Source organism: Streptomyces sp. yr375 (assembly GCF_900110755.1).
In the GTDB taxonomy this organism is placed as follows: Bacteria; Actinomycetota; Actinomycetes; order Streptomycetales; family Streptomycetaceae; genus Streptomyces.
The window spans coordinates 17616-43831 of record NZ_FOFF01000011.1; the positions used below are offsets into that span (position 1 = coordinate 17616).

General features: G+C 71.7%; 16 protein-coding genes and 2 pseudogenes. 9 read left to right on the top strand and 9 right to left on the bottom strand.

Going from position 1 to position 26216, the window contains the following annotated elements; translation table 11 throughout:
- Positions 1-54: 54 nt before the first annotated feature.
- Positions 55-2319 (bottom strand): annotated as a pseudogene (locus tag BMZ82_RS14180) (immunoglobulin-like domain-containing protein); the annotation flags it as partial.
- A 150-nt stretch (positions 2320-2469) separates the two neighbouring features.
- Complete coding sequence (locus BMZ82_RS14185; protein WP_093775511.1) at positions 2470-3612, bottom strand: helix-turn-helix domain-containing protein; 1143 nt, start codon at positions 3610-3612, stop codon at positions 2470-2472.
- A 216-nt stretch (positions 3613-3828) separates the two neighbouring features.
- Here BMZ82_RS14185 and BMZ82_RS14190 point away from each other — a divergent pair, with 216 nt between their 5' ends.
- Complete coding sequence (locus tag BMZ82_RS14190; RefSeq protein WP_093775513.1) at positions 3829-5616, top strand: FAD-binding dehydrogenase; 1788 nt, start codon at positions 3829-3831, stop codon at positions 5614-5616.
- Between the two features lie 189 nt (positions 5617-5805).
- Positions 5806-9180: a pyruvate carboxylase gene (locus tag BMZ82_RS14195; protein WP_093775515.1), complete on the top strand. Its 3375-nt coding sequence runs from the start codon at positions 5806-5808 to the stop codon at positions 9178-9180.
- A gap of 35 nt (positions 9181-9215) precedes the next feature.
- Here BMZ82_RS14195 and BMZ82_RS14200 read toward each other — a convergent pair whose 3' ends face one another.
- Positions 9216-10154 (bottom strand): STM4015 family protein, encoded by a 939-nt coding sequence (locus tag BMZ82_RS14200; protein WP_371271218.1) that lies wholly within the window; start codon positions 10152-10154, stop codon positions 9216-9218.
- Positions 10155-10458: 304 nt separating this feature from the next.
- Here BMZ82_RS14200 and BMZ82_RS14205 point away from each other — a divergent pair, with 304 nt between their 5' ends.
- Complete coding sequence (locus BMZ82_RS14205; protein WP_093775519.1) at positions 10459-11577, top strand: M23 family metallopeptidase; 1119 nt, start codon at positions 10459-10461, stop codon at positions 11575-11577.
- Positions 11578-11791: 214 nt separating this feature from the next.
- Positions 11792-12526 (top strand): FAD binding domain-containing protein, encoded by a 735-nt coding sequence (locus BMZ82_RS14210; RefSeq protein ID WP_093775521.1) that lies wholly within the window; start codon positions 11792-11794, stop codon positions 12524-12526.
- A gap of 24 nt (positions 12527-12550) precedes the next feature.
- On the opposite strand, the pseudogene BMZ82_RS14215 reads toward BMZ82_RS14210, so the two are convergent.
- Positions 12551-13606: pseudogene (locus tag BMZ82_RS14215) on the bottom strand (DUF6745 domain-containing protein).
- Between the two features lie 49 nt (positions 13607-13655).
- On the bottom strand, positions 13656-13982 hold the full coding sequence (locus BMZ82_RS14220; RefSeq protein WP_093775523.1) for a hypothetical protein: 327 nt from the start codon (positions 13980-13982) through the stop codon (positions 13656-13658).
- 229 nt (positions 13983-14211) lie between these two features.
- Between BMZ82_RS14220 and BMZ82_RS14225 the strand changes: the two genes are divergently transcribed.
- The 5 genes from BMZ82_RS14225 to BMZ82_RS14245 are packed head-to-tail and all read left to right on the top strand — an operon-like array spanning position 14212 to position 19449.
- The gene (locus BMZ82_RS14225) at positions 14212-15168 is read left to right on the top strand and encodes an STM4015 family protein (protein ID WP_093775525.1); all 957 of its coding nucleotides are present in this window, start codon (positions 14212-14214) and stop codon (positions 15166-15168) included.
- On the top strand, positions 15165-16337 hold the full coding sequence (locus BMZ82_RS14230; protein WP_177244491.1) for an STM4014 family protein: 1173 nt from the start codon (positions 15165-15167) through the stop codon (positions 16335-16337). Before BMZ82_RS14225 ends, BMZ82_RS14230 begins: the two co-directional genes overlap by 4 nt.
- 7 nt (positions 16338-16344) lie before the next feature.
- Entirely contained in the window at positions 16345-17178 is an 834-nt protein-coding gene (locus tag BMZ82_RS14235; RefSeq protein WP_177244500.1) for an STM4013/SEN3800 family hydrolase, read from the top strand.
- On the top strand, positions 17175-18518 hold the full coding sequence (locus BMZ82_RS14240; protein ID WP_093775529.1) for an STM4012 family radical SAM protein: 1344 nt from the start codon (positions 17175-17177) through the stop codon (positions 18516-18518). The genes BMZ82_RS14235 and BMZ82_RS14240 overlap by 4 nt, the downstream gene beginning before the upstream one ends.
- Before the next feature lie 10 nt (positions 18519-18528).
- Positions 18529-19449, top strand: coding sequence for an STM4011 family radical SAM protein (locus tag BMZ82_RS14245; protein ID WP_093775530.1), 921 nt, complete (start codon positions 18529-18531; stop codon positions 19447-19449).
- Between the two features lie 11 nt (positions 19450-19460).
- Here the strand turns inward: BMZ82_RS14245 and BMZ82_RS14250 are convergent, their stop codons facing one another.
- From BMZ82_RS14250 to BMZ82_RS14265, 4 genes are all read right to left on the bottom strand, one after another.
- Positions 19461-21488: a glycoside hydrolase gene (locus BMZ82_RS14250; protein ID WP_093775531.1), complete on the bottom strand. Its 2028-nt coding sequence runs from the start codon at positions 21486-21488 to the stop codon at positions 19461-19463.
- A 124-nt stretch (positions 21489-21612) separates the two neighbouring features.
- Entirely contained in the window at positions 21613-23670 is a 2058-nt protein-coding gene (locus BMZ82_RS14255) for a beta-galactosidase (protein ID WP_093775532.1), read from the bottom strand.
- A gap of 142 nt (positions 23671-23812) precedes the next feature.
- Entirely contained in the window at positions 23813-25150 is a 1338-nt protein-coding gene (locus BMZ82_RS14260) for an ABC transporter substrate-binding protein (protein WP_093775533.1), read from the bottom strand.
- A gap of 112 nt (positions 25151-25262) precedes the next feature.
- On the bottom strand, positions 25263-26213 hold the full coding sequence (locus tag BMZ82_RS14265; RefSeq protein WP_093775535.1) for a carbohydrate ABC transporter permease: 951 nt from the start codon (positions 26211-26213) through the stop codon (positions 25263-25265).
- Positions 26214-26216: the final 3 nt, after the last annotated feature.

Consider the following 26216-nt stretch of genomic DNA (forward strand, 5'->3'; position numbering starts at 1 on the left):
TCCCCTACGACATACCGTTGTACGACATTCCGCCGTACGACGTTCCGCTTACGACGGCTGGTAGGAGCGCAGCAGCCGGTCGTACTCCGCCTGGGTGACCGGCAGGACCGTGCCGTGCCGGGGCCTGGACGGGAGATCGTAGTCGGTGGACGGGGTCCAGGTGCCGGAGGCGAGGTCCGTCGTCTCGAACGGGAGGTAGCCGCGGCCGCCGAACTCGTCGAGGAACGCGTACCACTTGTCCTCGGTGTTGGACTTGAACACCAGCGGTCCCTCGGCCGCGCTCATCTCACCCTTGCCGATGCCCTCGGCGACCGGAGCCCAGGAGAGGTCGAGCAGCGAGTCGCTCCTCTCCTCGAAGACGAACTTGCTGTTGGGCGTCGAGGAGCTGTTGTCGCGCTCGTCCTTGGAGAGGCGGAAGTACGTGCCGTCGTGTTGGATCACCGTGGAGTCGATCACCGAGTAGCCGCGGTCGATCCACACCTTGGGCTCGCTGAACGTGTAGAAGTCGCGGGTGGTGGCGTACATCATGCGGTTGTAGGTGTCGCCGGAGTGCGCCTCGTCGCCGTACAGCTTGGACGCCCAGAAGACCACGTACGCGCCGAGGCCGCTGTCGTAGTAGGCCTCCGGGGCCCAGGTGTTGCCGGCGCTGTCAGGGGAGACCCGCACCAGGCGCTGGTCGGTCCAGTGGACGAGGTCGGTGGACTCCCACACCATGACGGACTTGCTGCCGCGGCGCTGGGCGGCGTCCCAGTCGCCGTTGCCGTAGATCCTGAGGTCGGTGGCGATCTGGTAGAACTTGTCGCCCTCGGGGGAGCGGATGATGAACGGGTCGCGCAGGCCCCGCTCGCCGAGCGTGGACGTCAGGACGGGCTTGCCGTCGTTCAACTCCCGCCACTTCAAAGGGTCGTTGCCCTGACTCAGTGCGGCGTAGAGCTGCTCGCCGTCCGAGGTGCCCTCGCCGGTGAAGTAGCTGAAGAGGTAGCCCTTGAGGGGTTCCTGCGCGGGGAGTTCGGGGATCTTCGCGGTGAACACGCGGGTCGCGCTCGCCACGCCCTTGGTGACGGTCGCGGTCAGGTCGACCGTGGTGGCGCCGGTGCCGTGCGCGGGGCGATGGACCACGCCGTCGGCGGCGAGGACGTCTGCTCGCGCGGAGGTCCAGGTGACGGCGGTGCCGTACGAACCGGCCGCCGGGAGGGTGAGGTTGCCGCGTACGTCGTCGACGTTGTGCACCTCGAGGGCCTCGGCGGCCAGCCGGGTCGCGGTCGCGTCGTCGAAGGCGGCGCGGACGGTGACGTCGAAGGTCCTGGTGGCAGTGACCGTGCCCTTCTTCAGCGTCGCCGTGAGCGTGGCGTGGCCGTCCGGTTCGCCCGCGGCGGGGCGGGTCACCTCGCCGGTGTCCGACACCACGCCGGTGTCGTCGCTGGCCCAGGTGATCGCGGAGCCGCCGGCCGTGCCGGTCCTCGGCAGGTCCAGGTCGGCGGTGACGGCGCCGGTGTCGCCGAGGTCCAGCGCCGCCCTGTCGTCGGCGACGCCCTGCGTGGCCACGGGGAGAGCGAGCCGCTCCACGTCGGAGGCGGCCAGCGCGCGGTCGTACACCCGGAAGTCGCGCAGGTCGCCCTTGAAAAGCTTGTCGCCCGAATAGACCGACCTGCCGAGGTAGTTGGCGGTGGTGATACCGGAGCCGATGGCGCCGGGCGTGATGGTGACCGACGTGTTGCGGGCGATTTCGACGCCGTCCTCGTACAGCACGCCGGTGGTGCCGGACTGCGTGTAGGCGAGGTGCTTCCACACCGCGCGGGTGAGGTTGTGCGCGTCGGCGGGCCTGGTGGTCTGCTCCGTCGACCAGTTGCCGGTGGCGATCGAGGTGCGCAGGGAGTTGCCCGTGGCGAACAGGTAGCCGTCGCCGTTGGAGCCGCTGGAGTTGCCGAAGCCGTAGAGGAAGTACGGCGTCGACTGGCCGGCGTCGATCCGCACGTCCATGGCGACGCTGATCGCGTCCAGGCCCTTCATGACGTCGTCCGGCACCTTGATGTAGGTGTCGGAGCCGTTGAAGGCGAGGCCCTGGCCGGTGGCCGACCAGCCGGCGGTGCCGACGACCGTGCCGTCACGGCCGTGGCCGGAGGCGTCGGTCGCCGTGGCGCCGGAGGCGGCGTCGAGCTTGTACCAGAGGGCCAGACCGTCCGACACGTCGGCAACCTCCGCCGCCTGCACGGGAGTTGTGGAACCGGTGAGCCCCAGGAGTAGTGACCCGGCGGTCAGCGCGGCCAGTTGTCCCGCTCCGCGTAGCGTGCGGACGCGGAAGCGTTCTCTGTGCGTCATGGGGGGGGGATCGCCGTTTCAGCCGTGTGACGTGATGTTGCGAGAGTGTCAAACGCTGGGCATGGTCGCGTCAAGCCATGCCGAACGATGTCCGGCTGATCGAACATAACGTCCCGAAGTGTCAACGTCCCGAAGCGTCAAGGACTCTGCTCAGCCCTGAGGTGACAGCCATGACGTCAGCGCCCACCACCAGTGCAGTCCGTCCAGTGGGCCGGGATCGCCGTCGGTGAGGGACGTGGAGGTGATCTGGCGGAGTCGGCCCAGCCGGTAGCGGACCGTGTTGGGGTGGGTGAACAGGGCGGCGGCCGTCTGGTCCAGGCGACGCCCGTTGTCGAGGAACGCCAGTGCGGTGAGCGCGAGTTGACGGTGGAAGTCGTTCGACGCATCGAGCCCGCCGAGCAGCCGGCCGCTCAACAGCGAACCCAGTAACGGCTGTTCGGACAAGGCGAGCCGGGCCGCGAACTCCGTGACGTCGAACAGGCCGCGCAGCCCCTGTTCCCGGCCCAGGGCCACCGCCCGCACGCACAGCCGGTACAGCGCGGGCAGTTCGGGCAGGGCGGCGGCCGGGCCGACCACGACGAGGGCGTCCGGGGCGAGTTCGTCGGCGCTCGGCGGTCGCGGGCACACCCCGGCCAGGTGTCCGTCGACCAGCGCCGTGACCACGTGCGCCGAGCGCAGCGCCCGGCCCCGGGCCGGGGTGAGGGCGAGACAGCGGTAGCGCCCGTCGGCGTCGGCCCGGATACCGGCCCGCGCCAACTCCTCCACGGGCGGGGCGACTTCCCCCAGCAGGGCCTGCCGCAGCAGCCGCGCGCGCACCGCGCCGATCGCGCGCGGCGACTCGTGCTCGGCGGCGCGGTAGCCGTTGATCACCTGCCGTTCGACCGCGTTCCCGTACTCCTGGAGGCGCAGCACCACCGACAGCAGCTCACGGTCCGGGACGCCCGCCGAACGGCAGCGGTCCACCGTGATCTCGGCCGCGCGGGCCAGCGCCGCCTGCACACCGCGCAGCACGGCGGTCATCGCCACGCCCTGGACGGCGCGGTCGGCGCCGAGCAACAGAGCGGCGGTGAAGTCCTGTTCGTCGACCGACGCGGTCGGCCCGGGCGCGGCGAACCAGGTACCGGCCGCGCGGATCATCGCCGCCGCGTGCGACCGGGTCGCCTCCTCGGTGAGCCGGGACAGCTCCGGAGAACGGCTCCTGGCCACGCGGACGAGCTCGACGCACACGTCCGGGTCGACGGCCATGCCCCGCAGGACCGCCGTGACCTCCTCCGGTCCGTGGACGACGGTCATGGTCCCCTCCCCGCGCCGCCGATGTCTCCGGGCCACAAGCAAGCGGGCGCCGCGTTGGCGCTCGTGCACTATCGCACCGCTGTGACGACCTGGTTTCCTGTGGGCTACCGACGGTAACAGTGCCCGCGTCACGGGAACACCCCTCGTAACACCCCTCGTAACACCCCTCGTAACACCCCTCGTCATGCCCCTCGTAACGCCCTGGGAGGGCCACTCATGGACAACCCAGAATCCGCTGCCGGGATCACGCGCCGCCACGCCCTGACCGTGACCGGCGGGGTCCTGGCGGGTGCGTCCCTCGCCGCCCAGGCCTTCCCCGCCTTCGGCGCCGAGTCGCAGGACGCGGACGCGATCGTCGTCGGCCACGGCCTCGCCGGACTCGTCGCCACCGCCGAACTCGCCGCCGCCGGACGCAAGGTGCTGCTCCTGGACCAGGAACCCGAGGCGAGCCTCGGCGGGCAGGCCTTCTGGTCCTTCGGCGGCCTGTTCTTCGTCAACTCCGACGAACAGCGCCTGATGGGCGTCAAGGACACCTACGACCTGGCCTGGCAGGACTGGCAGGGCACGGCAGGATTCGACCGGGGCGTCGACGACCCCAAGGGCCAGGACTACTGGGCCTACCAGTGGGCCAAGGCGTACGTCGAGTTCGCGTCCGGCGAGAAGCGGTCCTGGCTGTCCGGGCTCGGCGTGCAGTGGTTCCCGATCGTCGGCTGGGCGGAGCGCGGCGGCGGCCTCGCGACCGGGCACGGCAACTCGGTGCCCCGCTTCCACGTCACCTGGGGCACCGGACCGGCCGTGGTCGAGCCGTTCGAGAAGAAGGTGCGGGCCGCGGTCGCCGACAACAAGGTGACCTTCAAGTTCCGGCACCGCGTCGACGGGCTGGTCACCACCGGCGGAGTCGTCACCGGCGTACGCGGCGCGATCCTGGAGCCGAGCAGCGCCGCCCGCGGCAAGCCCAGCTCCCGCACGGTCGTCGGCGACTTCGAACTGCGCGCCCCGGTCGTCGTCGTCACCTCCGGCGGCATCGGCGCCAACCACGACCTCGTCCGGCAGAACTGGCCCGCCCGCATGGGCACCCCGCCGAAGTTCATGGTCACCGGCGTCCCCGCGCACGTGGACGGCCGGATGCTGGCGATCACGCAGCAGGCGGGCGGCCGCATCGTCAACCCGGACCGGATGTGGCACTACACCGAGGGCCTCAGGAACTACGACCCGATCTGGCCGGGTCACGGCATCCGGATCCTCCCCGGCCCGTCCTCCATGTGGTTCGACGCGACGGGCAAGCGGTTCAGCACGCCCGACATGCCGGGCTACGACACCCTGCACACGCTCAAGACGATCGTGGACTCCGGGCACGACTACTCCTGGTTCGTCACCACCCAGAAGATCATCGCCAAGGAGTTCGCGCTCTCCGGGTCCGAACAGAACCCCGACCTCACCAACAAGAACGTCTGGCAGTTGCTGTCGCGGATCTGGCAGACCCCCGAGCCGATCGAGAAGTTCAAGAACAAGGGCGAGGACTTCGTCGTCGCCACCACGCTCACCGACCTCGTCGCCGGCATGAACAAGCTGACCGGCGACAACCTGATCCAGCTCGCCGACCTCAAACGGCAGATCGAGGCCCGCGATCGGGAGATCGACAACCCGTACAGCAAGGACGCGCAGGTCATGGGCATCCGCAACGCCCTGAGCTACACGGGCGACTCGCTCAGCCGGACGGCCGCCATCCACCGGATCCTCGACTCGAGCGCCGGGCCGCTGATCGCCGTACGCCTCAACGTCCTCACCCGCAAGACCCTCGGCGGCCTCCAGACCGACCTCTCCGGACGGGTCCTGGACGCGACCGGCAACCCCGTGCCCGGCCTGTACGCGGCCGGGGAGGTCGCCGGGTTCGGCGGCGGCGGGATGCACGGCTACCGCTCCCTGGAGGGCACCTTCCTCGGCGGCTGCCTGTTCTCCGGACGCCAGGCCGGCCGGGCGGCAGCGGCGGCCACCGCGACCTGAGAACAACGCATCGGCCGCACGGCAGAACCCTTAGGTCACACGGCAGAACCCTCCGGCCGCCCGGCAGGACCCTTCGGCCGCACGGTCCATACGAGCGAGACATGCGGTGAGTGGCCCGGCTCACATGGTCAACCGGGCCGCTCACCGACACGATGGGTCCCGTCACCGGCAGGCTGAAGGGGTCCCAGGATGTTCCGCAAGGTGCTGGTCGCCAACCGTGGTGAGATCGCGATCCGGGCGTTTCGCGCCGGCTATGAGCTGGGCGCGCGCACGGTCGCCGTGTTCCCGCACGAGGACCGCAACTCACTGCACCGGCTGAAGGCCGACGAGGCCTACGAGATCGGCGAGCCCGGCCACCCGGTGCGCGCCTACCTCTCCGTCGAGGAGATCGTCGGTGCCGCGCGCCGGGCGGGCGCCGACGCCGTCTACCCGGGCTACGGCTTCCTCTCCGAGAACCCCGAACTGGCCCGCGCCTGCGAAGAGGCCGGTATCACGTTCGTCGGCCCCGACGCACGGACCCTCGAACTGACCGGCAACAAGGCGAGCGCGGTCGCCGCGGCCCGCGCGGCGGGCGTCCCCGTCCTCGGCTCGTCCGCACCCTCCAACGACCTGGACGAACTCGTCCGGGCCGCCGAGGAGATCGGCTTCCCGCTGTTCGTGAAGGCGGTCGCGGGCGGCGGCGGACGCGGCATGCGCCGCGTCGAGGACCCCGCCGTCCTGCGCGAGTCCATCGAGGCGGCCTCCCGCGAGGCGGCGTCCGCGTTCGGCGACGCCACCGTCTTCCTGGAGAAGGCCGTCGTCGACCCCCGCCACATCGAGGTGCAGATCCTCGCCGACGGCGCGGGCAACGTCATCCACCTCTTCGAACGCGACTGCTCGGTCCAGCGCCGCCACCAGAAGGTCGTCGAGCTGGCCCCCGCCCCCAACCTCGACCCGGAGCTGCGGGACCGGATCTGCGCCGACGCGGTCCGCTTCGCCCGCCAGATCGGCTACCGCAACGCGGGCACCGTCGAATTCCTCCTCGACCCGGCCGGCAAGCACGTCTTCATCGAGATGAACCCGCGCATCCAGGTCGAGCACACGGTGACCGAGGAGGTCACCGACGTCGACCTGGTCCAGGCCCAACTGCGCATCGCCGCCGGGGAGACCCTCGCCGACCTCGGCCTGTCGCAGGAGACGGTCACCCTGCACGGCGCGGCCCTCCAGTGCCGCATCACCACCGAGGACCCCGCCAACGGCTTCCGCCCCGACACCGGCCGCATCAGCGCCTACCGCTCCCCGGGCGGCTCCGGCATCCGCCTCGACGGCGGCACCACCCACGCGGGTACGGAGATCAGCGCCCACTTCGACTCCATGCTGGTCAAACTCACCTGCCGGGGCCGGGACTTCCCGACCGCGATCGGCCGCGCCCGGCGCGCCGTGGCCGAGTTCCGCATCCGTGGCGTGGCCACCAACATCCCGTTCCTGCAAGCCGTCCTCGACGACGCCGACTTCCAGGCCGGACGCGTCACCACGTCGTTCATCGAGCAGCGCCCGCACCTGCTCACCGCCCGCTCCTCGGCCGACCGCGGCACCAAGCTGCTCACCTACCTCGCCGACATCACCGTCAACAAGCCGCACGGCGAGCGCCCCGACCTCATCGACCCCACCGCCAAGCTGCCCCGGACGCCCGACACCGAGCCGCCCGCCGGTTCACGGCAGCGGCTGGTCCACCTCGGGCCCGAGGGCTTCGCCCGCTGGCTGCGCGAGTCGCCGACCATCGGCGTCACCGACACCACCTTCCGCGACGCCCACCAGTCCCTGCTCGCCACCCGCGTCCGCACCAAGGACCTCCTCGCCTCCGCGCCGCTGGTCGCCCGCACCCTGCCGAACCTGCTGTCCCTGGAGTGCTGGGGCGGCGCCACCTACGACGTCGCCCTGCGGTTCCTCGCAGAGGACCCCTGGGAGCGGCTGGCCGCCCTGCGCGAGGCCGTCCCCAACATCTGCCTCCAGATGCTGCTGCGCGGCCGCAACACCGTCGGCTACACCCCCTACCCGACCGAGGTGACCGACGCCTTCGTACAGGAGGCCGCCGCCACCGGCATCGACATCTTCCGCATCTTCGACGCCCTCAACGACGTCGGCCAGATGCGCCCCGCCATCGACGCCGTCCGCGAGACCGGCACGGCGATCGCCGAGGTCGCCCTCTGCTACACCTCCGACCTGTCCGACCCGAGCGAGCGCCTCTACACCCTCGACTACTACCTCCGCCTGGCCGAGCAGATCGTCGAGGCCGGCGCCCACGTCCTGGCCGTCAAGGACATGGCGGGCCTGCTGCGCGCCCCCGCCGCCGCCAAGCTCGTCTCGGCGCTGCGCCGCGAGTTCGACCTGCCGGTGCACCTGCACACCCACGACACCGCGGGCGGGCAGCTCGCCACCTACCTGGCCGCGATCCAGGCCGGCGCGGACGCCGTGGACGGCGCGGTGGCCTCCATGGCCGGTACGACGTCCCAGCCCTCGCTGTCGGCGATCGTCGCCGCCACCGACCACTCCGAGCGGCCCACCGGCCTCGACCTCCAGGCCGTCGGCGACCTGGAGCCGTACTGGGAGGGCGTCCGCAGGATCTACGCCCCCTTCGAGGCCGGCCTCGCCTCCCCGACCGGCCGCGTCTACCACCACGAGATCCCCGGCGGACAGCTCTCCAACCTGCGCACCCAGGCCGTCGCGCTCGGCCTCGGCGACCGCTTCGAGGACATCGAGGCGATGTACGCCGCCGCCGACCGCATCCTCGGCCACCTGGTGAAGGTCACCCCGTCGTCCAAGGTGGTCGGCGACCTCGCCCTGCACCTGGTCGGCGCCGGAGTCTCCCCGCAGGACTTCGAGGCGACGCCCGACCGGTACGACATCCCCGACTCCGTCATCGGCTTCCTGCGCGGCGAGCTCGGCACCCCGCCCGGCGGCTGGCCCGAGCCGTTCCGCAGCAAGGCGCTCCAGGGCCGCGCCGCCGCCAAGCCCGTACCGGAGCTGACCACCGAGGAGCGCGAGGGCCTGGAGAAGACCCGCCGCACCACCCTCAACCGGCTGCTCTTCCCCGGCCCGACCCGCGACTTCGAGACCCACCGGCAGGCCTACGGCGACACCAGCGTCCTCGACAGCAAGGACTTCTTCTACGGCCTGCGCCCGGGCAAGGAGTACGCCGTCGACCTCGAACCGGGCGTCCGCCTGCTCATCGAGCTACAGGCCGTCGGCGAGGCCGACGAGCGCGGCCTGCGCACCGTCATGTCGTCCCTGAACGGCCAACTGCGGCCCATCCAGGTCCGCGACCAGGCGGCCGCCTCCGACATCCCGGCGACCGAGAAGGCCGACCGCGCCAACCCCGGCCATGTCGCCGCGCCGTTCGCGGGCGTGGTCACGCTGGCGGTCGCCGAGGGCGACGAGGTCGCGGTCGGCGCGACCATCGCCACCATCGAGGCGATGAAGATGGAGGCCACCATCACCGCCCCGAAGGCCGGCACGGTCTCGCGGCTCGCCATCAACCGGATCCAGCAGGTCGAGGGCGGTGACCTGCTGGTCGAGGTCCGCTGACGACACGCACGCACGTACGCACGTGCCGCGGGCGGTCACTCGCCCGCGGACACGTACCGGTCGCCCAGGTCGTCCGCCTGCTCCTGCCCGGACACGTCGACCTTGACGCCGTAGGGCTCCAGGGTCTGCCGCACCCGCTCCGCCATCGCGTCGGACAGATAGTGGTGGTGCAGGTCCAGCTCCTGGAGATGCCCCAGCGGCTGACCGCTCAGCAGGGCCTCGGCGCCCGCGTCCGTCAGGGTGCCGCGGCCCAGGTGCAGGGCGGTCAGCCGGGCCACCACCGGGGCGGACGCGACGGCGGCGGCCACCTCGTCCTGGATGTCGGCGTTCTGCAGGCCCAGCCGGCGCAGCGCGGGCAGTCGGGAGCCGTCCAGGACCGGCGCGAGGTCGGCCACCGTGGTGTCACGGCGGTACCACTGCGCGCCCAGCCACAGGTCCAGGTGCTCCAGGGCGGGCAGCTCGCAGGCGACCAGCCCGTGCACCACCCGGGCGGGCAGCCCGCCGTTCACGAACCGCAGGATCCGCAGCCGCTCGTGCCGCACCGGCGTGAGATCCAGCCCCGGCCCGCCGTCGAACCCGTTGCCCGAACCGCGCACCGCCAGCTCCTCCAGCTCCGGATAGGCGGTGAGGAACGGAGCGACGTCGCCCTGCACGATCCAGGACAGCTCGGCCTCCTCGAAGTCGAGGTCGGCGAGGTAGAGGGCCCGCAGCCCCGTCAGCCGGTCCGCCGCCCCGGCCAGCCGCGCCGCCGTCTCCTGCGGCCCCTCGCAGAGGTCCAGCTCGCTCCCGTAGGCGCCCGCTCCGAGGACCAGGGCACGCACCCGCGCCGGGTCCACGGTGTCCAGGAAACGGTCCCAGCAGTCGTCGTAGTCCTCCGGTTCGCCCTCGCGCCGGACGAGCTTCCAGGCGACGGACTCCGCCTCCGGCAGAGCCGGGACGTTCGCCCCGGGCAGCGGGAAGTCGTACACCGGCAGACCGTGCAATTCCGATATGTGGCCCAGGGACAAGGCAGCAGCGCCTTCCGTGCGGACGGCGGCCGGCGACCAGGGTCCCGGCCCGTGCGCGGCCCTTTTTATCAAGGCCCCCCGACAAGACCCCCGACAGCCTTGGCCCGAAACCGGTCCGCCCGCGGACAAGGCCCGCCGACAGGTCTGCCCTCGCGGGCAGCACGTCTGCCCCCGCGTCCGGTGACGTCCGCGAGGCGACGGGCTAACGTCCGGCCGTGAACAACAGCACCTTCCCGGAACGGCTCGTGACGGACCGTCCGGAGTTCTCCGCGTGAACGACGAGCACGCCGTCGAGACCCGCCCGGCCGACCCACCGCCGGCCCCGCCCCGCCCGCAGCCACCCGCCCCACGCCCCCGCCGACGCGGCCCCGGCCCCGTCACCCTGCTCGTGATGCCCGCCCTGCTGACCGTGTCGGCCGTGGCCGGGTTCCTCATCCTGACCGGCGGCTTCCCCTCGGCCTTGACACCCGGCGACAGCTCCGGACAACCCGCCGCGGACGGCGTCGACGAGACCTACGGGCCCTGGCTGCGCAAGGCCGCCGACGCCTGCACGGTCGTCACCCCGTCCTTCCTCGCAGCCCAGATCGACCAGTTGTCCGGCTGGCGCAACGACGGCGCCACGACGTCGGACGAACAGGGCATCGCCGCGTTCACCGGCGCCGAATGGCGGAAGTGGGGCAAGGACGACGACGGCAACGGCACCTCCTCGCCCCGCGATCAGGCCGACGCCATCATGGCGCTGGGCCGGCAGGACTGCTCCCTCGCCGGGAAGGTCACCGACCTCAGGACCGACGGGGCCGTCTCCGGCGACCTCGTGGACCTCACCCTCGCCGCGTACGCCGTCGGCACGGACGCGGTGACCGAGGCCGGCCGGGTGCCCGCCGACGCGCAGACCTACCTCACCGAGGTGAAGGCCCTGTTCACGCGGTACGAGGAGTTCGACCGGGAGGACTTCAGCGGCGGCGGACAGGCGAACGCGATCCTGGCCCCGCCCGTCACCACCCTCACCATCACCTCCCCGTACGGATCACGCAAACACCCCCTGACCGGCGTCACCAAACTCCACACCGGCGTCGACTTCGGCGCCCCGCAGGGCGCCCAGGTCTCCGCGGCCCGCGACGGCCGGGTGGTGTTCGCGGCCATGACCAAGGCGTACGGCAACCGCGTCGTCGTCGACCACGGCGGCATCGACGGCAAGCGCCTGGAGACGACGTACAGCCATCTGTCGGCCATCGAGGTCACCGCCGGACAGACCGTCACGACCGGCACCCCGCTCGGCCGCGTCGGCTCCACCGGCCTCTCCACCGGCCCCCACCTGCACTTCGAGGTGATCTACGACGGCTCCTACACCGACCCGCAGCCCTGGCTGGCGCTGAACGGCGGCCGGTGACGGTCGGTGCGTCGGCCGGCGCGTCGGCGGGCGTGGCGGGTCGTAGGGGGTACGGGGCGTAGGGGGTACGGGTCGCGCGCGATGCAGCCATGAGCCCTGTATGCGCCCCCGCACGCCTGGGCAGAATCCGTTCTGCCATGGAGCACGTGATCACGCGGGTGCGCGAGCGACACGGCGCTCCCCTCGAAGTCCCAGGGAAGGCAGGTCGGTTGTCGTGGAGTTGCGTCTTCCCTCCTCCATATCCGAGGCACAGCGGTGTCTGGCCGAGGGGGCGGTACCGGTCGGCGGCGCCACCCTGGTGTGGGCCGGCTGGCAGCGCGACGGCTTCCCCGAGCGGGCCGTGTCGCTGCGCGACCTGCCGGAGGCCAACACGGTCGGCCCCGAGGAACTCGGCGGGGCCGTACCGCTGCACCGGGTCGACGCGACCGTGCCCGAGGTGCTGCAGCGGGCGGCCTCCGGCGTGGGCACGGGCGCGGTGCGCCGGGCGGCCACGGTCGGCGGCAACATCGTCGGCAGCACCCTGCGCTGCCTGCTCCCGGCCGCCCTGGTCCTCGAGGCCAAGGCCGTCGTCCTGGATCCCGAGGGCGTGTTCGAGACCGACCTGACCGAGCTGCTGGCCAAGCGCCACGTACTGCTCGCCCTGCGCTGGCGCACCCCTCTGGCCAGCGGTCATCGCAAGCTGGAGGGTGACGCGGGCGGCCCGCCGCCCCTCGTCGTCGCCACCGCGGTGCACGCCGACGGCGAGACCCCCGGCCGTCTGCGCGTGGCGGTGCGCGACGGCTACGAGGTGCTCAGCGAGACCACGCCGTACGACGCCGACGCCGACGCCGACGCCGAGCGGGTCCTCGATGCCCTGGCGGGCACGGACCTGGGCGCCCTTCCTGCCACGGCCCGGGAAGCGGTCCGCGCCGAGGTCACCGCCGTGCTGGCCCGCGCCGCCGACGTCTGAGGCCCACCCGCGTCACTCCCCAGGTCACGTCTCCCGCAGGGGCGTGTACACCTCCGCCGTCAGCCCGAACGTCCAGGCGACGCCCGCCCGCGCCGTGCGGGTCGTCGGCGGTACCCGCAGCCAGTAGGTGCGCCGTGTCCCGTCAGGCTCCGGTGTGGAGTTGAGGACCTCCACCATGACGACGGGCTCGTCGGCGGCCAGATCGATGCGCCACAGCGTGCCCGTCTCGTCCCGGTGGACGGGACGGGCGCCGGAGTCCGCCAGATAGCGGTCGTAGCCGTAGTACTCCAGCATGACCCGGCGCAGTTCGGCGTTCTCCTCGGACCGGATCCGTTCCGGGGTGAGCGCGGGCAGCTCCGCGCGGAAGCCGGCCGGCACCGGCATGCCGCGCCAGGCGTACAGGGCGAAACCGTCGGGGTAGGCCAGCGCCGGACCGTCCCCGTGGTCGAGCCGGCCCGCCTCGTCCCGGTGCAGGGCGACGGGCCGTTCGCACACCACCGCCACGCGCGCGAACGGCCACCATCAGCCGGCGCTGCGGCTCACCGCGGCCAGCCCGCCGAGGGGTCCGTCGAGTGGTCCGTCGGCCGTGGGAAACGCGGCGAGCCACGGCGCGTCGTGCTGTCCGAGCACGGCGTCCAGGAGGATCAGCCGGACCTCCGAGGCGGCCTTCCCCGTGTCCTGGCCGACCAGATCCGCCAGCACCCCGGCGCGGATCCGGTTCACCAGCGCCTGCGTCGAGTCCCACAGCCGGCCACCGGTCGCCGCCCAGTGCGCCGCCCAGCCCGCCGCGCCCAACTCCGTGTGCAGCCGCTGCCGTTCACGCGCCCAGGGGGCACTGCGGACGGTCTCGCGCACACTGGGACCCGGCTCCGCCAACGCCCGGATCAACGTCACCGCCTCGCGCGGCGAACCGGCCCACACCACCTCCTCCGGCTCCCGGAGCCCGGCCTGCCGGTAGGCCCGCCGGACGCCGGCCTCGGCGGCGACACGGTCGGCCGCGCCCACCGCCGCCGCACACGCGCGCCAGGCATGGACGCTCTCGTCGTAGTCGTAGGAGATCACGGTCTCCTGCATGTCCATCGTCGTCATCTGTCCCTCCCGCACCTTCCGCCCCCGCCGCTCAGTCCGCTCAGTCCGCCACGATCCGCACGGACCCCGGCACGTACTCCCGCTGCCGGATCACCCGGTACCAGCCCTTCGGCAGGGTGATCGCCGCGTGCTCCTCGTGGACCACCCGGCCGCCCTGGGGCAGGCGCAGCAGCAGCGGACCGAACGGCCCCGGCTCGCGCACCAGATCACCCGGTCCGACGACCGCGTGGGCGTGCCCGGTGACCTCGCCGAGCGCCAGCACCAGCCGCCCCCGCCCGTCCCGCGCCTCCCTCGGCGCCTGCGCCACATGCGGCGGCACCGCTTCCTCCGTGACGGGCACGATCAGCACGTCTCCCTGCCGGTACATGGCACTCCCCTCCCCGCCGGGTGCACACGCACCGGCCTCATGACCAAAACCGTACGGGCCACCACTGACAACGCCCCCCGACGACGAGTCCGAAGCCGGGCCTGCGAAGCCGTGACCTGCGAACCGAGGCCCCGCCGAGGGGCGTTGTATCAATGTCAGTGGCTGTTGGTAGAACTGCCAACACATCACGGACCGCACACTTTTCCTCTTTCTCCTCAGGAGCAGCCGCATGAGCATCGGCAACCACCTCAACGCGTTGTACGGGCTGCCCGCGTACACCTTCCCCGGCCCCGGCCACGAGCCGCGCCCGGTCGAACCGGACACGCTCGCCTGGCGGGTCGGCAGCGACGTCTACGGTTCCGACGGGGCCTGGACGGCGGCGTTCGCCCGGTTCTGCGACACCGTCGACACCACCCGCGTGAAGGCCCTGATCGTGGGCGCTTGGGCGGAGGCGTACGAGGAGAGTTCGGCCGCCGTCATCGAGGCGCTGGTGGCCGCCCGGGACCGCTTCCCGGCCCTGCGGGCCCTGTTCCTGGGGGACATGGTGGGGGAGGAGTGCGAGATCTCGTGGATCAACCAGTCCGACGTCACCCCCCTCCTGGCCGCCTTCCCCGAGCTGGAGGAGTTCGGCGTGCGCGGCGGATCCGGGCTGGTCCTCTCCGCCGTGACCCACGGCGCGCTGCGCAAGCTCGTCATCGAGACGGGCGGGCTGTCCGCGGCGATCGTGCGCGCCGTCGGCGCCAGCGACCTGCCCGCGCTGGTCCACCTCGACCTGTGGCTCGGCACCCCCGAGTACGGCTGCGACAGCGAGGTCGCCGACCTGGCCCCGATCCTGTCCGGCGCCCGGCTGCCGAGCCTGCGTCACCTGGCCCTGCGCGACAGCGAGATCCAGGACGCCGTGGCCGGCGCGGTCGCCGCCGCGCCCGTGGTGGCCCGGCTTGAGGTGCTGGACCTCTCCATGGGCGTCCTGACCGACGAGGGCGCAGCCGCCCTGCTCGGCGGCCAGCCCCTCACCCACCTCAAGAAGCTCGACCTGCACCACCACTACCTCAGCGAGCCCGTCAAGGAGCGCGTCCGGCAGACCCTGGAGGCCGCCGGCGTCGAGGTGGACCTCGACCGCGGCCACGCCCAGGAGGACGCGGAGGACGACGGCACGGTGTGGCGCTACATCGCCGTGGGGGAGTGAGGGTGACACCCGGCGCCGCCGGGCCGCGCTTCGCGGTGGTCGGCAACCCCGAGAACCGTCGGGTCGCCCTCTTCGAGGACGCGGTCCGCGCGGCCGGCCTGCCCGCCCCGCGCGTCGTCCCCTGGACGGACGTACTGCGCGCCCGGGGTGCCGATTTCGCGGCCGACGAGATCGTCCGGATCGACTCGCCCGGCGAGAACCCCGAGGTCGACCGGCTGCTGCGGGGTGCCCAGGACCCCACCCGGGTCGAGGGCTCGGCGCGCTGGTACGCCGGTTTCCTCGGCGCGGTGCGCGCACTGCGCGGCGGTGTCCGCCTCGACGACCCGGACGACCTGGCCGTGCTGTTCGACAAACGGCTCTGCCACGCCGTCCTCGACGCGGCGGGCGTCCCGGTGCCCGCCTCACCCACCTCGGGCCCGCAGGCCGCACCGGTACGCGGCTGGGACGACGTACGGGCGCTGATGCGCGAGCACCGGCTGCCCCGGCTCTTCGTGAAGCTCGCGCACGGATCGTCCGCGTCGGGCGTCCTCGCCGTCGAGTCGGGCGGCGGCGACCGCATCAGAGCCACCACCTCCGTCGAACTCACCGCCGACGGCGGCCTGTACAACTCCCTGAAGGTGCGCCGCTACGAACGCGAGCGGGACATCGCGGCCATCGTCGACGCGCTCGCCCCGGACGGACTGCACCTCGAACGCTGGCTGCCGAAGGCCTCCCAGGACGGCCGGGCCACCGACCTCAGGGTCGTCGTGGTGGCCGGCCGCGCCACCCACGCGGTGGTCCGCACCAGCCGGACACCGCTGACCAACCTCCACCTCGGCGGCCGGCGCGGCGACCTGGCCGCCGCCCGCGAGGCCGTCGAGGCGGCGGGCGCGCGCTGGGCCGACCTGCTGGGTGTGTGCGAGCAGGCCGCGGCCTGCTTCCCGCGCACCCTGTGCGTCGGCGTCGACCTGCTGCCGGCCGTCGGCTGGCGCAGAGCCGCCGTCGGCGAGGTCAACGCCTTCGGCGACCTGCTGCCCCGCCTCACCGGCCTGCCCGGCAGCGGCGTGGAGGGCCTCGACACGTACGCCACCCAGGTGGCCGCCGTCCTGCGCGACCTCGCCCCGCCCACCACGGCGGCTCAGCGGCACAGCACGGAAGTTCAGCACAGAACAGGAACATTGCATGCCTGAGCCGGACATGACCGAGGTGGTCGGCAGTCACGACCTGCTCCTCGTCACCCTCGACACCCTGCGCCACGACGTCGCCGAAGAGCTGGCGGCGGCCGGCCGCATCCCGAACCTGGCCCGCCACCTCCCCGGCGGCCGATGGGAGGAGCGGCACGCCCCGGGCAGCTTCACCTACGCCTCCCACCAGGCGATCTTCGCCGGCTTCCTGCCCACCCCGGCGGCCCCCGGCCCGCATCCGCGCCTGTTCGCCGCGAGCTTCGCGGGCAGCGAGACCACCGCCGACGGAACCTACGTCTACGACACCCCCGACCTCGTCTCCGGTCTGGCGAAGGACGGCTACCACACGGTGTGCGTCGGGGGAGTGGGCTTCTTCAACAAGCAGGGCCCGCTGGGCTCGGTGCTGCCCGGCCTCTTCCACGAGTCCCACTGGGCACCGGAGTTCGGCGTCACCTCACCCCACTCCTTCGAGAACCAGATCACCCGCGCCGAACAGGTCGTCCGCCGACTGCCGCACGAGCAGCGGCTGTTCCTCTTCGTCAACGTGTCCGCACTGCACCAGCCGAACTGGTTCCATCTGCCCGGCGCGACCCGCGAGGCCGGCGACAGCCGCGCGACGCACGCCGCCGCGCTGGAGTACGTCGACCGGCACATCGGCCGACTGTTCGCCGCCGCCAGCAGCAGACGCCGCTGCTTCGCGATCGTCTGCTCCGACCACGGCACCGCCTACGGCGACGACGGCTACACAGGCCACCGCCTCGGCCACGAGTCCGTGTGGACCGTCCCGTACGCCCACTTCTTCCTCGACCCCGCCGACCCCGCCCATCCCGCCGAGGCCGCCGTATGACCACCGCCCAGCTCACCAGCCCCTACCAGCACTACGTCTACGCCTACCCGCACAAGACGGTTTACCGCGAACTGGAAGAGCGCCCCCTGCTGCGGGACCTGTGGGCGGGCGAAGCCAAGGACGCCCTCTCCCTCTACCTGCACATACCGTTCTGCGAGGTCCGCTGCGGCTTCTGCAACCTCTTCACCCGCATCGGCGCTCCCGACGGCCTGACCGGCGCTTACCTGGACGCCTTGGAGCGCCAGGCCACCGCCGTACGCGAAGCGCTCGGGGCCGGTGCGGACGAGGTCCGGTTCGCCACGGCCGCGTTCGGCGGCGGCACCCCCACCTTCCTCACCGCCGCCGAGCTGGAGCGGCTGTGCGACATCGCCGAGCACCGCATGGGCGCGGACCTGCGCGCCGTCCCGCTCTCCGTCGAGGCCTCGCCCGCCACCGCCACGGCCGACCGGCTCGCCGTCCTCGCCGAGCGCGGCACCACCCGGCTCAGCCTGGGCATCCAGAGCTTCGTCGACGCCGAGGCGCGGGCCGCCGTACGCCCACAGCGCCGCGCCGACGTCGAGGCGGCCCTCGGCCGCATCCGCGACACGGCCGTCCCGGTCCTGAACATCGACCTCATCTACGGCATCGACGGCCAGACCGAGCAGACCTGGCTGCACTCCCTGGACGCGGCCCTCGCCTGGCGTCCCGAGGAGCTCTACCTCTACCCCCTCTACGTCCGCCCCGGGACCGGTCTCGACCGCCGTACCCCCGATCCCGGCCCCGACCCGGCCTGGGACGAGCAGCGGCTGCGGCTGTACCGCGTCGGCCGCGACCACCTCCTCGCGCACGGCTACACCCAGCAGTCCATGCGCATGTTCCGCCGCACCGACGCCCCGCCCCAGGGCGCCGACGACTACGCCTGCCAGACCGACGGCATGATCGGCCTCGGCTGCGGCGCCCGCTCCTACACGCGCGCACTGCACTACTCCTTCGACTACGCCGTCGGCATGCAGCAGATCCGGGGCATCATCGACGACTACGTCACCACGGACGACTTCACCCACGCCGAGTTCGGCCACGCCATGGAAGACCACGACGAGTCGCGCCGCCGCCACCTCCTGCAGTCGCTCCTCCAGGCCGAGGGACTCCAAGTGGCCGACTACCGGGCCCGTTTCGGCGGTGCGCCCGCCGACGACTTCGGCCCGGAGCTCGAACGCTTCGCGGATCGTGGCTGGTTGACCGACGCCGACCCGACGACCCTCCGGCTCACCCCCGAAGGCCTCGCCCACTCCGACGCCATCGGCCCCGAACTGTTCTCGCCGGCCGTCCGCGCCGCCATGGCCGAGTACGACCGGAAGTGAGACGGCCGTCATGGACCTGACCCTCCTCTACCGCGGCCCGCTCGCCTCCTGCGACTACGACTGCCCCTACTGCCCGTTCGCCAAGCGCCGCGACTCCACCGCCCAACTGCGCGCCGACCGCGCAGCGTTGGAGCGGTTCGCGCAGTGGGCGGCGGACCGGACCGACGACCGGCTGTCGCTCCTGTTCACCCCGTGGGGCGAGGGCCTGGTCCGCTCCTGGTACCGGCGCGCCCTCGCCGACCTCTCCCGCCTCCCACACATCCGCCGGGTCGCCATCCAGACCAACCTCAGTTGCCGCACCGACTGGCTCGCCGAGGCCGACCCCGACACCCTCGCCCTGTGGTGCACCTACCACCCCGGCCAGACCCCCTACGACCGCTTCCTCGCCAAGTGCCGTGACCTGGCCGCTCGCGGGATCCGCTTCAGCGTCGGCATCGTCGGCCTCACCGAGCACCTCGAAGCGGCCCGCCGACTCCGCGCCGACCTGCCCGAACACGTCTACCTGTGGGTCAACGCGGCCGAGGGGCACACGTACACCGACGCGGAGGCCGACGTCTGGACCGCCCTCGACCCGCTCTTCCCGTACAGCCGCCGCCCGCACACCAGCGGCGGCCTGCCGTGCCGTACCGGCGAGTCCGTGATCTCGGTCGACGGCGAGGGCACGGTCCGCCGCTGCCACTTCGTCCGCGCCGAACTCGGCAACCTCTACGACGGCTCGTACCGGGCCGCCCTGCGCCCGCGCCCCTGCCCGCTCGCCGTCTGCGACTGCCACATCGGCTACGTCCACCTCGAGACGCTCCCCCTGTACGACGTCTTCGCCGGCGGCGTCCTCGAACGCATCCCGACAACGACCCCCACCCCGGCCTCCGCCCCCGCACAGCACTCCGCCCGCATCACGACGATCGCGATGCGGGCGGAGGTGAGCGAGTAGCCGCTCGGGTGTTACGGGGTCACGTCCGTGACCCTCCAGCGCTGGTTGGCACCGGAGTTGGCCAGCCACGTCGTGACGGCCGCGCCCTCGTTGGTGGCCTGGCCGCCGACTTCGAGGAGGCGTCCGGTGGCCGCGTTGACCAGGGTCCAGGTGCCGTCACCGGTGGTCGACATGGTCCACTCGGTGGCCGGGTCCTGCTCGCCGGTGTCCGGTTCGATCACCGGCACGTCGTCACGCACGGCGAGGCGCTTGCCCTCGGCCGGGTTGGCGAAGACGTAGCGCTGGCGGGCGCCCTTCTTGCCGTGCCGGGCGGCCAACCGCCACTCCTGCGCGACGGTGCCGTTGGCCGAGCCGAGGACCAGGTTCGTGCCGTTGGCGGACACGGTCACCGCCTTGCCGCTCTGCACGCCGGTCAGCGTGTACGAGTGGCCCTTGCTGAACAGGCCCGCGTTCTTCGCGACACCCGAGACGCCCGTGACGGCGAAGGAGGTCACGGACTGGGCCGGCACGGTGTAAGTGGCCTTGCCGTCCACGACCTTGACCGGGGCCTGCCGTACGAGCTTGCCGTCGGCGCTGGTCACGGTAGGCGTGACGGTCGCGTCGCCCTTGACGGTGCGGAACTTGGCCAGGTCGATGGTGACCGTACGGGCCGCGGTGGTGGAGTTGACGTGGACGAGCGAGGCGCCCTTGCCGTCCGCGGTCACGGCGGCGGCGCTGGAGGTGTCGTCCACCTTGATCAGCTTGTCGCCGGGCTTGATGAAGTGCGTGAAGTTGCGCGCGGTGTCGAACTTGGTGTTCGTGAAGATCGGGCAGGACTGGAGCGTGTCCGCCTTGGTGCAACTGAACGGGAGCTGGATGGAACCCCAGTTGCCGCCCTTGGCGGACTCGCCGCCCGGCTTCATGTTGTCGTAGTCCTCGACCGGCTGCCAGAACACCCAGGCGGTGGGCTCCAGTTCACGCAGGTCGTTCACCATCTGCTGGGCGAGACCGAGGCCCGGCCGCATGTCGGTGAAGCTCTGCCCGTCGCCCCAGTCGCCCTCGACCTCGCTCATCCACAGCGGCTTGCCGGCCGCCTTGGCGAGGTCGCGCACGGTGGTGCGCTGCCCGGTGCCGTAGGTGTGGACGTTCATCTGGTCGACGAGGTCCTTGGACGCCTGCGAGTAGGAGTTCCAGTTCGTCGCGAAGATCGACGGGTTGGTCTCGTCCATCGCCGATATCCCGGCCTTGACCTTGGCCTTCTTCAGCGCGGGCGCCAGCGCGGCGAGCACCTTCTGCTGGAGCTCCGGGCCGATGTGGGCGCCCTCCTGACGGCCGCCGACGGGCTGGCCGTCCGCGCCCAACCGGGTGCCCCAGTAGCCGGTGTTGGGCTCGTTGAAGGGGTCGATCGTGTCGACCTTGATGCCCTCGGCCTGCTCCAGCCGCTTCGTCGCCCCCGCGAGATAGGCGGCGAAGTCGTCGACCGAGTCGGCCTTCAACTGGTCGGCGTTGGCGTCGAAGCCGCCGGACACGTATCCGCTGTTCGTCATGAACCACGGCGGGGAGTTGCTGAACGTCTCCCAGTGGGTGATGTCCTTCTTGATGCGGTCCACCCACCAGCGCTGGGTGGCGTCGGCGTCCTTGTTCCAGTCCGCCGGGTCGTCCGGGCTCCACCAGTCGGTGTCCTCGCGGGTGGTGCCCGCGGGCGCCTTCCACCAGCCCTGGACCGCGCCGCCGGCCCGCAGATAGTCCGTCACGTCGGGCGCGTTGCCGCCGCCGATGTTGTAGCGGGCGATGTTCAGCGCGAGACCGTCGTCGCCGAAGAGCAGCTTGGCGAGCTTCTCGCGGACCGCCGGGGGATAGTCGCCGGTGGCGTTGGCGAACCAGACCAGGCTGGTGCCCCAGCCTTCGAACTTCTCCTGCTGGTACGACGGGTCCGGCGTCACGGTGACGGCGGCCTCGGCGTGCGCCTGCACGGGGGCGCTGAGCAGGGCGGCCCCGGTGGCCAGCGCGGTGAGTGCCGCGGCCCCGAGGGACCGTCGCTTGCGGATACGGCGTGCCATCTGTGCTCCCAACTGCGGTGCGGTCGCTGTGGTGGGCCCCTCCCGTCACGCGCGCAGGAGGGGATGGCTCCCGGCCCGGTCGAGCGCCGGGCCGGGAGCCATGAAGTGCGGGTGGTGCGTCGGTTCAGCCGCCGGGCTGCCGCAGTACGGCGACCTCGCGCGGCCCGAGGACGAGGGTGCCGGGGGTACTGTCCGCGCCGTCGCCGCCGATCAGCACGTCGCCGTCCAGACCCGGCACGGCCACCGTGTCGTCGGTCCGGTTGACGAGGAACAGGAACCGGCCCTCAGCACCGCGCCGGACGGTCAGCTCGACCAACCCCCGTGCGCTGGAAGGCAGTTCACTGCTGACACCGGCCGGCTCCAGCAGCCGGGGCAGCAGCGAGCGCAGCCCGTCCACGCCGAGCCGGGTGGAGACGTACGAGGCCGAACCGCCGCCCGTGGTACGCCGGGTGACCGCGGGACGTCCGGTGTGCACACCGGTGCGGTAACGGGCCAGGACCTCGGTGTCGGAGTCGTCGGTCACGGTGATCCGGTCGGTCCACAGGCTGCCCGAGGTGGCGTCGTCCAGCTCCACGCTCTCCCCGGCGAGCAGCGGACCGAACTCCTCGATGCGGATGCCGAGCAGGTCGCGCAGCGCGCCCGGGTAACCGCCCAGCCAGACATGGTCGTTCTCGTCGACGATGCCGGAGAAGTACGTGGTGACGAGGTGGCCGCCCTGCTCGGCGTAGCGTGTCAGCTCCTTGGCCAGCTCGGCCGGCACGACGTGCAGCACGGGCGCGACGAGCACCCGGTGGCGGGAGAGGTCGGCGCGGGTGGTGACGAGGTCGGCGCGGATGCCGAGGGCGAGGAGCGCCGAGTACCAGTCGAGCGCCTCCTGCCGGTAGTCCAGCAGGGCGGTGGGGTGGGAGTCCTGCTCGCTGGCCCACCACGACTGCCAGTCGTAGAGGATGCCGACGGCCGCCGGCTCGCGCTCCGAACCCGCCACCGGGGCAAGGGACTTGAGCGTGGCGCCCAGGTCGGCCACGGCGCGGAACAGGTCGCTGTCCTCGCCGGCGTGCGGGACCATCGCCGAGTGGTACTTCTCGGCGCCGGCCGCCGACTGCCGCCACTGGAAGAAGCACACCGCGTCCGCGCCGTGCGCCACGTGCAGCAGCGAGTCACGGGCCAGGTCGCCTGGCCGCTTCGCCACGTTGACGTGCTGCCAGTTGACGGCGCTGGTGGACTGCTCCATCAGGAACCACGGCCGGCCGCCCGCGATGCCGCTGACGAGGTTCGCCGAGAAGGACAGCTCGTCGCGGTCCTGCGGGCCGGGGTGCACATAGTGGTCGTTGGAGACGAAGTCGATCTCGCCGGCCCAGTCCGGGTAGTTCATGCCCTTGGTGCCGCCCATCACCATGAAGTTGGTGGTGACCGGGACACCGGGCGTGATCTCCCGCAGGATCTCGCGCTCCGCGACGAGGTGGTCCTTCAGCGCGTCCGAGGAGAACCGCTTGAAGTCCAACTGCTGGGTGGGGTTCGGGTGCGAGGCGGCCAGCCGGGGCGGCAGGATCTGCTCCCAGTCGCTGTAGCGCTGCGACCAGAACGCCGTGCCCCAGGCGTGGTTGAGGGCGTCGAGGCTGCCGTAACGGGCGCGCAGCCAGACCCGGAAGGCACGGGCCGCGTCGTCCGAGTAGTCGTAGATGTTGTGGCAGCCCAGCTCGTTGGAGACATGCCAGGCGACCAGCGCCGGATGGTCCTGGTAGCGGTCGGCGATCTTCCGGACCAGCCGCAGGGCGTGCTCGCGGAACACCGGCGAGGTCGGCCGCCAGTGCTGGCGGGCGCCCGGCCAGAGCGTCTCGCCGTTCGCCGTGACCGGCAGGATCTCCGGGTGCGCGGTGGTCAGCCAGGGCGGCGGGGAGGCGGTGGCGGTGGCCAGGTCGACGCCGATGCCGCCCGCGTGCAGCAGGTCCATGATCTCGTCGAGCCAGCCGAAGTCCCAGGTGTCCGGGCCCGGTTGGATCCGGGCCCAGGAGAAGATCCCCACGGAGACGACGGTGACACCGGCCGCCCGCATCAGCCGGACGTCCTCCTCCCACACGTCCCGGGGCCACTGCTCGGGGTTGTAGTCGGCCCCGTAGGCCAGACGCGGAGCGGGGTCACCGTCCGCCCCGCGCAGCATGCGGGACTGGAGGGTGGAGATCATGGCGGTCCTTCCGAAGGTGGTGCACGGGGGCGGCGCGGCCCGGGAGCCGCGCCGCCCGGCGTTTTACTGCGTACCGACTGCTTACTGCGTACCGATTACTGCGTACCGACTGTTCGCCGACTGCTTCTCGGCTACTTGTCGGCTACTTCTCGATGGTGAAGCCCTGCTCTTCGCCGTACTTGACGGAGGCCTCCTGCCACGACTTCAGACCGTCCGACAGCTTGGTGCCCGAGACGTAGGCCTTGCCGACGGTGTCGTTGAAGATCGAGTTGGCGTACTGCTGGAAGGGCAGGTACGACCAGTCGGAGGCGACGTTGGCGGCCGACTCGGCGAAGATCTTGTTCGCTTGCTGGCCACCGAAGTAGTCGAACTTGGTGTTCTGGAACTCGGTGGACTTCAGCTCCGCCGTGGTCGCCGGGAAGGCGCCCTGCTTGACGCGGGTCTGCACACCGTCACCGGCGTTCGCGTACTCGACGAAGGCGTAGGCGAGTTCCTTGTTCTGGGCCAGCGCGGGCACGGTCAGCGAACTGCCGCCGTTCTCCGTGCTCGCCTTGTCGCCCTTGGTCCAGGACGGCATCGGGGCCGCGCGCCAGTCACCCTTGGCGCCGGGCACGCCGGTCACGAAGTTGGCCGGCATCCAGGCGCCGCTGGGCAGCGTGGCGATGGTGCCGTCGCCCAGGCCCTTGTACCAGTCGTCGGTCCAGCCGTAGATGGGCGCGACGAGCTTCTCGTCGATGAGCTTCTGCCAGGTGTCGGTGTACTTCTTGGCACCCGCGTCCGCGAAGTCGATCTTCACCTTGGTGCCGTCGACCTTGTAGGGACGCGAACCGGCCTGCCACAGCAGGCTGGTGGTGAGACCCGCGTCGCCGGCGTCGGCGGCGATGTAGACCTTCGGGTCGGCCTTGTGCAGCTTGCGGGCCGCGTCGACGTACTCGTCCCACGTGGTCGGGACGGCGACCTTGTACTTGTCGAAGACCTTCTTGTTGTAGAACAGCGCCATCGGCCCGGAGTCCATCGGCAGGCCGTACACCTTGTCGCCGTCGCTCACGGCGTTCCACGGGCCCGGCGTGTACTTCGACGCGAGCTTGTCGGCGCCGTACGGGGCCAGGTTCGTCAGGCCCTTGGTGAGGGAGTACTGACCCAGCGCGAAGTACTCGACCTGCGCGACGTCGGGCACGCCCTTGCCGGCGGAGATCGCGTTCGACAGGGCGGTGTAGTGCTTGTCGCCGGACCGCTCGCTGACCAGGTTGATCTTGACCTTGGGGTACTTCTTCTCGAAGTCGGCGGCGACCGTCTTCAGGGTGGGCTCCCAGGACCAGACCGTGACCGTCCCGCCCTTCTTCAGGGCAGCCTGGATGTCCGAGGCGGAGACCGCCTTCGTGTCGGAGCTGTCGTCCGAGCTGCCGCAGGCGGTGGCGCCCAGGGCGAGGGTGGAGAGGAGGGCGATGCCGCGCAGCAGGCGGCTGGACTTTCTGCGCATGGAGGTGCTTCCACTTCTTCGTGGGTGGGACAGGTGAGGGTGGGGGTCGCGCGAGACGCGGGCCGAACAAGGGCTGTACGTGGGGTTTGGGGGCGGCCCGGGGGCCGCGGGGTCACTCCTTGACGCTGCCGGCGGCCAGACCCGACTGCCAGTACTTCTGGAGCAGCAGGAACGCGGCGATCAGCGGCAGGATGGTGAGCAGCGAACCGGTGATCACCAGGTTGAAGATCACGTCACCGCCGATGGTCTCCGCCTGGGAGTTCCACACGCTCAGACCCAGGGTCAGCGGGTACCAGTCCGAGTCCTTGAGCATGATCAGCGGCAGGAAGTAGTTGTTCCAGGTGGCGACCGTGGTGAACAGCAGCACGGTCACGATGCCGGGGGAGAGCAGCGGCAGCGCCACGGTGAAGAAGGTGCGCGCCTCGCCGGCTCCGTCGATGCGGGCGGCCTCGAGGAGTTCGGTGGGGATGGCCTCGGTGGCGAAGACCCACATCAGATAGAGGCCGAACGGCGAGACCAGCGACGGGATGATCACCGCCCAGGGGGTGTCGGTGAGGCCCATCTTGCTGAACATCAGGAAGGTCGGCACCGCGAGCGCCGTACCCGGGACGGCCACCGCGCCGATGACGAGGGCGAAGATGCCCTTCTTGCCGGGGAAGTCGAACTTCGCCAGCGCGTACCCGCCGAGCACCGCGAGGAGAGTCGCGCCGCCGGCGCCGAGCACCACGTACATCAGGGTGTTCAGCAGCCAGCGCGTGAACACGCCGTCGTCGTAGGTGAACGTGTCACGGATGTTGTCCCACAGGGCGAAGTCGTGGGCGAACCACAGCCCGTTCGAATCGGCCAGGCCCGCCTGCGTCTTGGTGGCGTTGATGATCAGCCAGATCAGCGGCACCACGGTGTAGACGACGACCAGCGTGGCCAGCACCGTCAGCAGCACGCTGCGCTTGGGACGCCCGGCGCTGTGCTTGCGGGCGACACTGCGCAGCCGGGGCGCGGACTTGCCGGGGCCGGTCGGCTCCTCGGTTGCGGACGGGGAGGCGGTGGTGAGAGGGGTGCTCATCGG

Bases quoted from the DNA above. Each gene is read 5' to 3' on its own strand.
- BMZ82_RS14195 (WP_093775515.1), top strand. From the start codon at position 5,806: ATGTTCCGCAAGGTGCTGGTCGCCAACCGTGGTGAGATCGCGATCCGG.
- BMZ82_RS14240 (WP_093775529.1), top strand. From the start codon at position 17,175: ATGACCACCGCCCAGCTCACCAGCCCCTACCAGCACTACGTCTACGCC.
- BMZ82_RS14255 (WP_093775532.1), bottom strand. From the start codon at position 23,670: ATGATCTCCACCCTCCAGTCCCGCATGCTGCGCGGGGCGGACGGTGAC.
- BMZ82_RS14245 (WP_093775530.1), top strand. From the start codon at position 18,529: ATGGACCTGACCCTCCTCTACCGCGGCCCGCTCGCCTCCTGCGACTAC.
- BMZ82_RS14185 (WP_093775511.1), bottom strand. From the start codon at position 3,612: ATGACCGTCGTCCACGGACCGGAGGAGGTCACGGCGGTCCTGCGGGGC.
- BMZ82_RS14265 (WP_093775535.1), bottom strand. From the start codon at position 26,213: ATGAGCACCCCTCTCACCACCGCCTCCCCGTCCGCAACCGAGGAGCCG.
- BMZ82_RS14190 (WP_093775513.1), top strand. From the start codon at position 3,829: ATGGACAACCCAGAATCCGCTGCCGGGATCACGCGCCGCCACGCCCTG.
- BMZ82_RS14220 (WP_093775523.1), bottom strand. From the start codon at position 13,982: ATGTACCGGCAGGGAGACGTGCTGATCGTGCCCGTCACGGAGGAAGCG.
- BMZ82_RS14235 (WP_177244500.1), top strand. From the start codon at position 16,345: ATGACCGAGGTGGTCGGCAGTCACGACCTGCTCCTCGTCACCCTCGAC.
- BMZ82_RS14225 (WP_093775525.1), top strand. From the start codon at position 14,212: ATGAGCATCGGCAACCACCTCAACGCGTTGTACGGGCTGCCCGCGTAC.
- BMZ82_RS14260 (WP_093775533.1), bottom strand. From the start codon at position 25,150: ATGCGCAGAAAGTCCAGCCGCCTGCTGCGCGGCATCGCCCTCCTCTCC.
- BMZ82_RS14250 (WP_093775531.1), bottom strand. From the start codon at position 21,488: ATGGCACGCCGTATCCGCAAGCGACGGTCCCTCGGGGCCGCGGCACTC.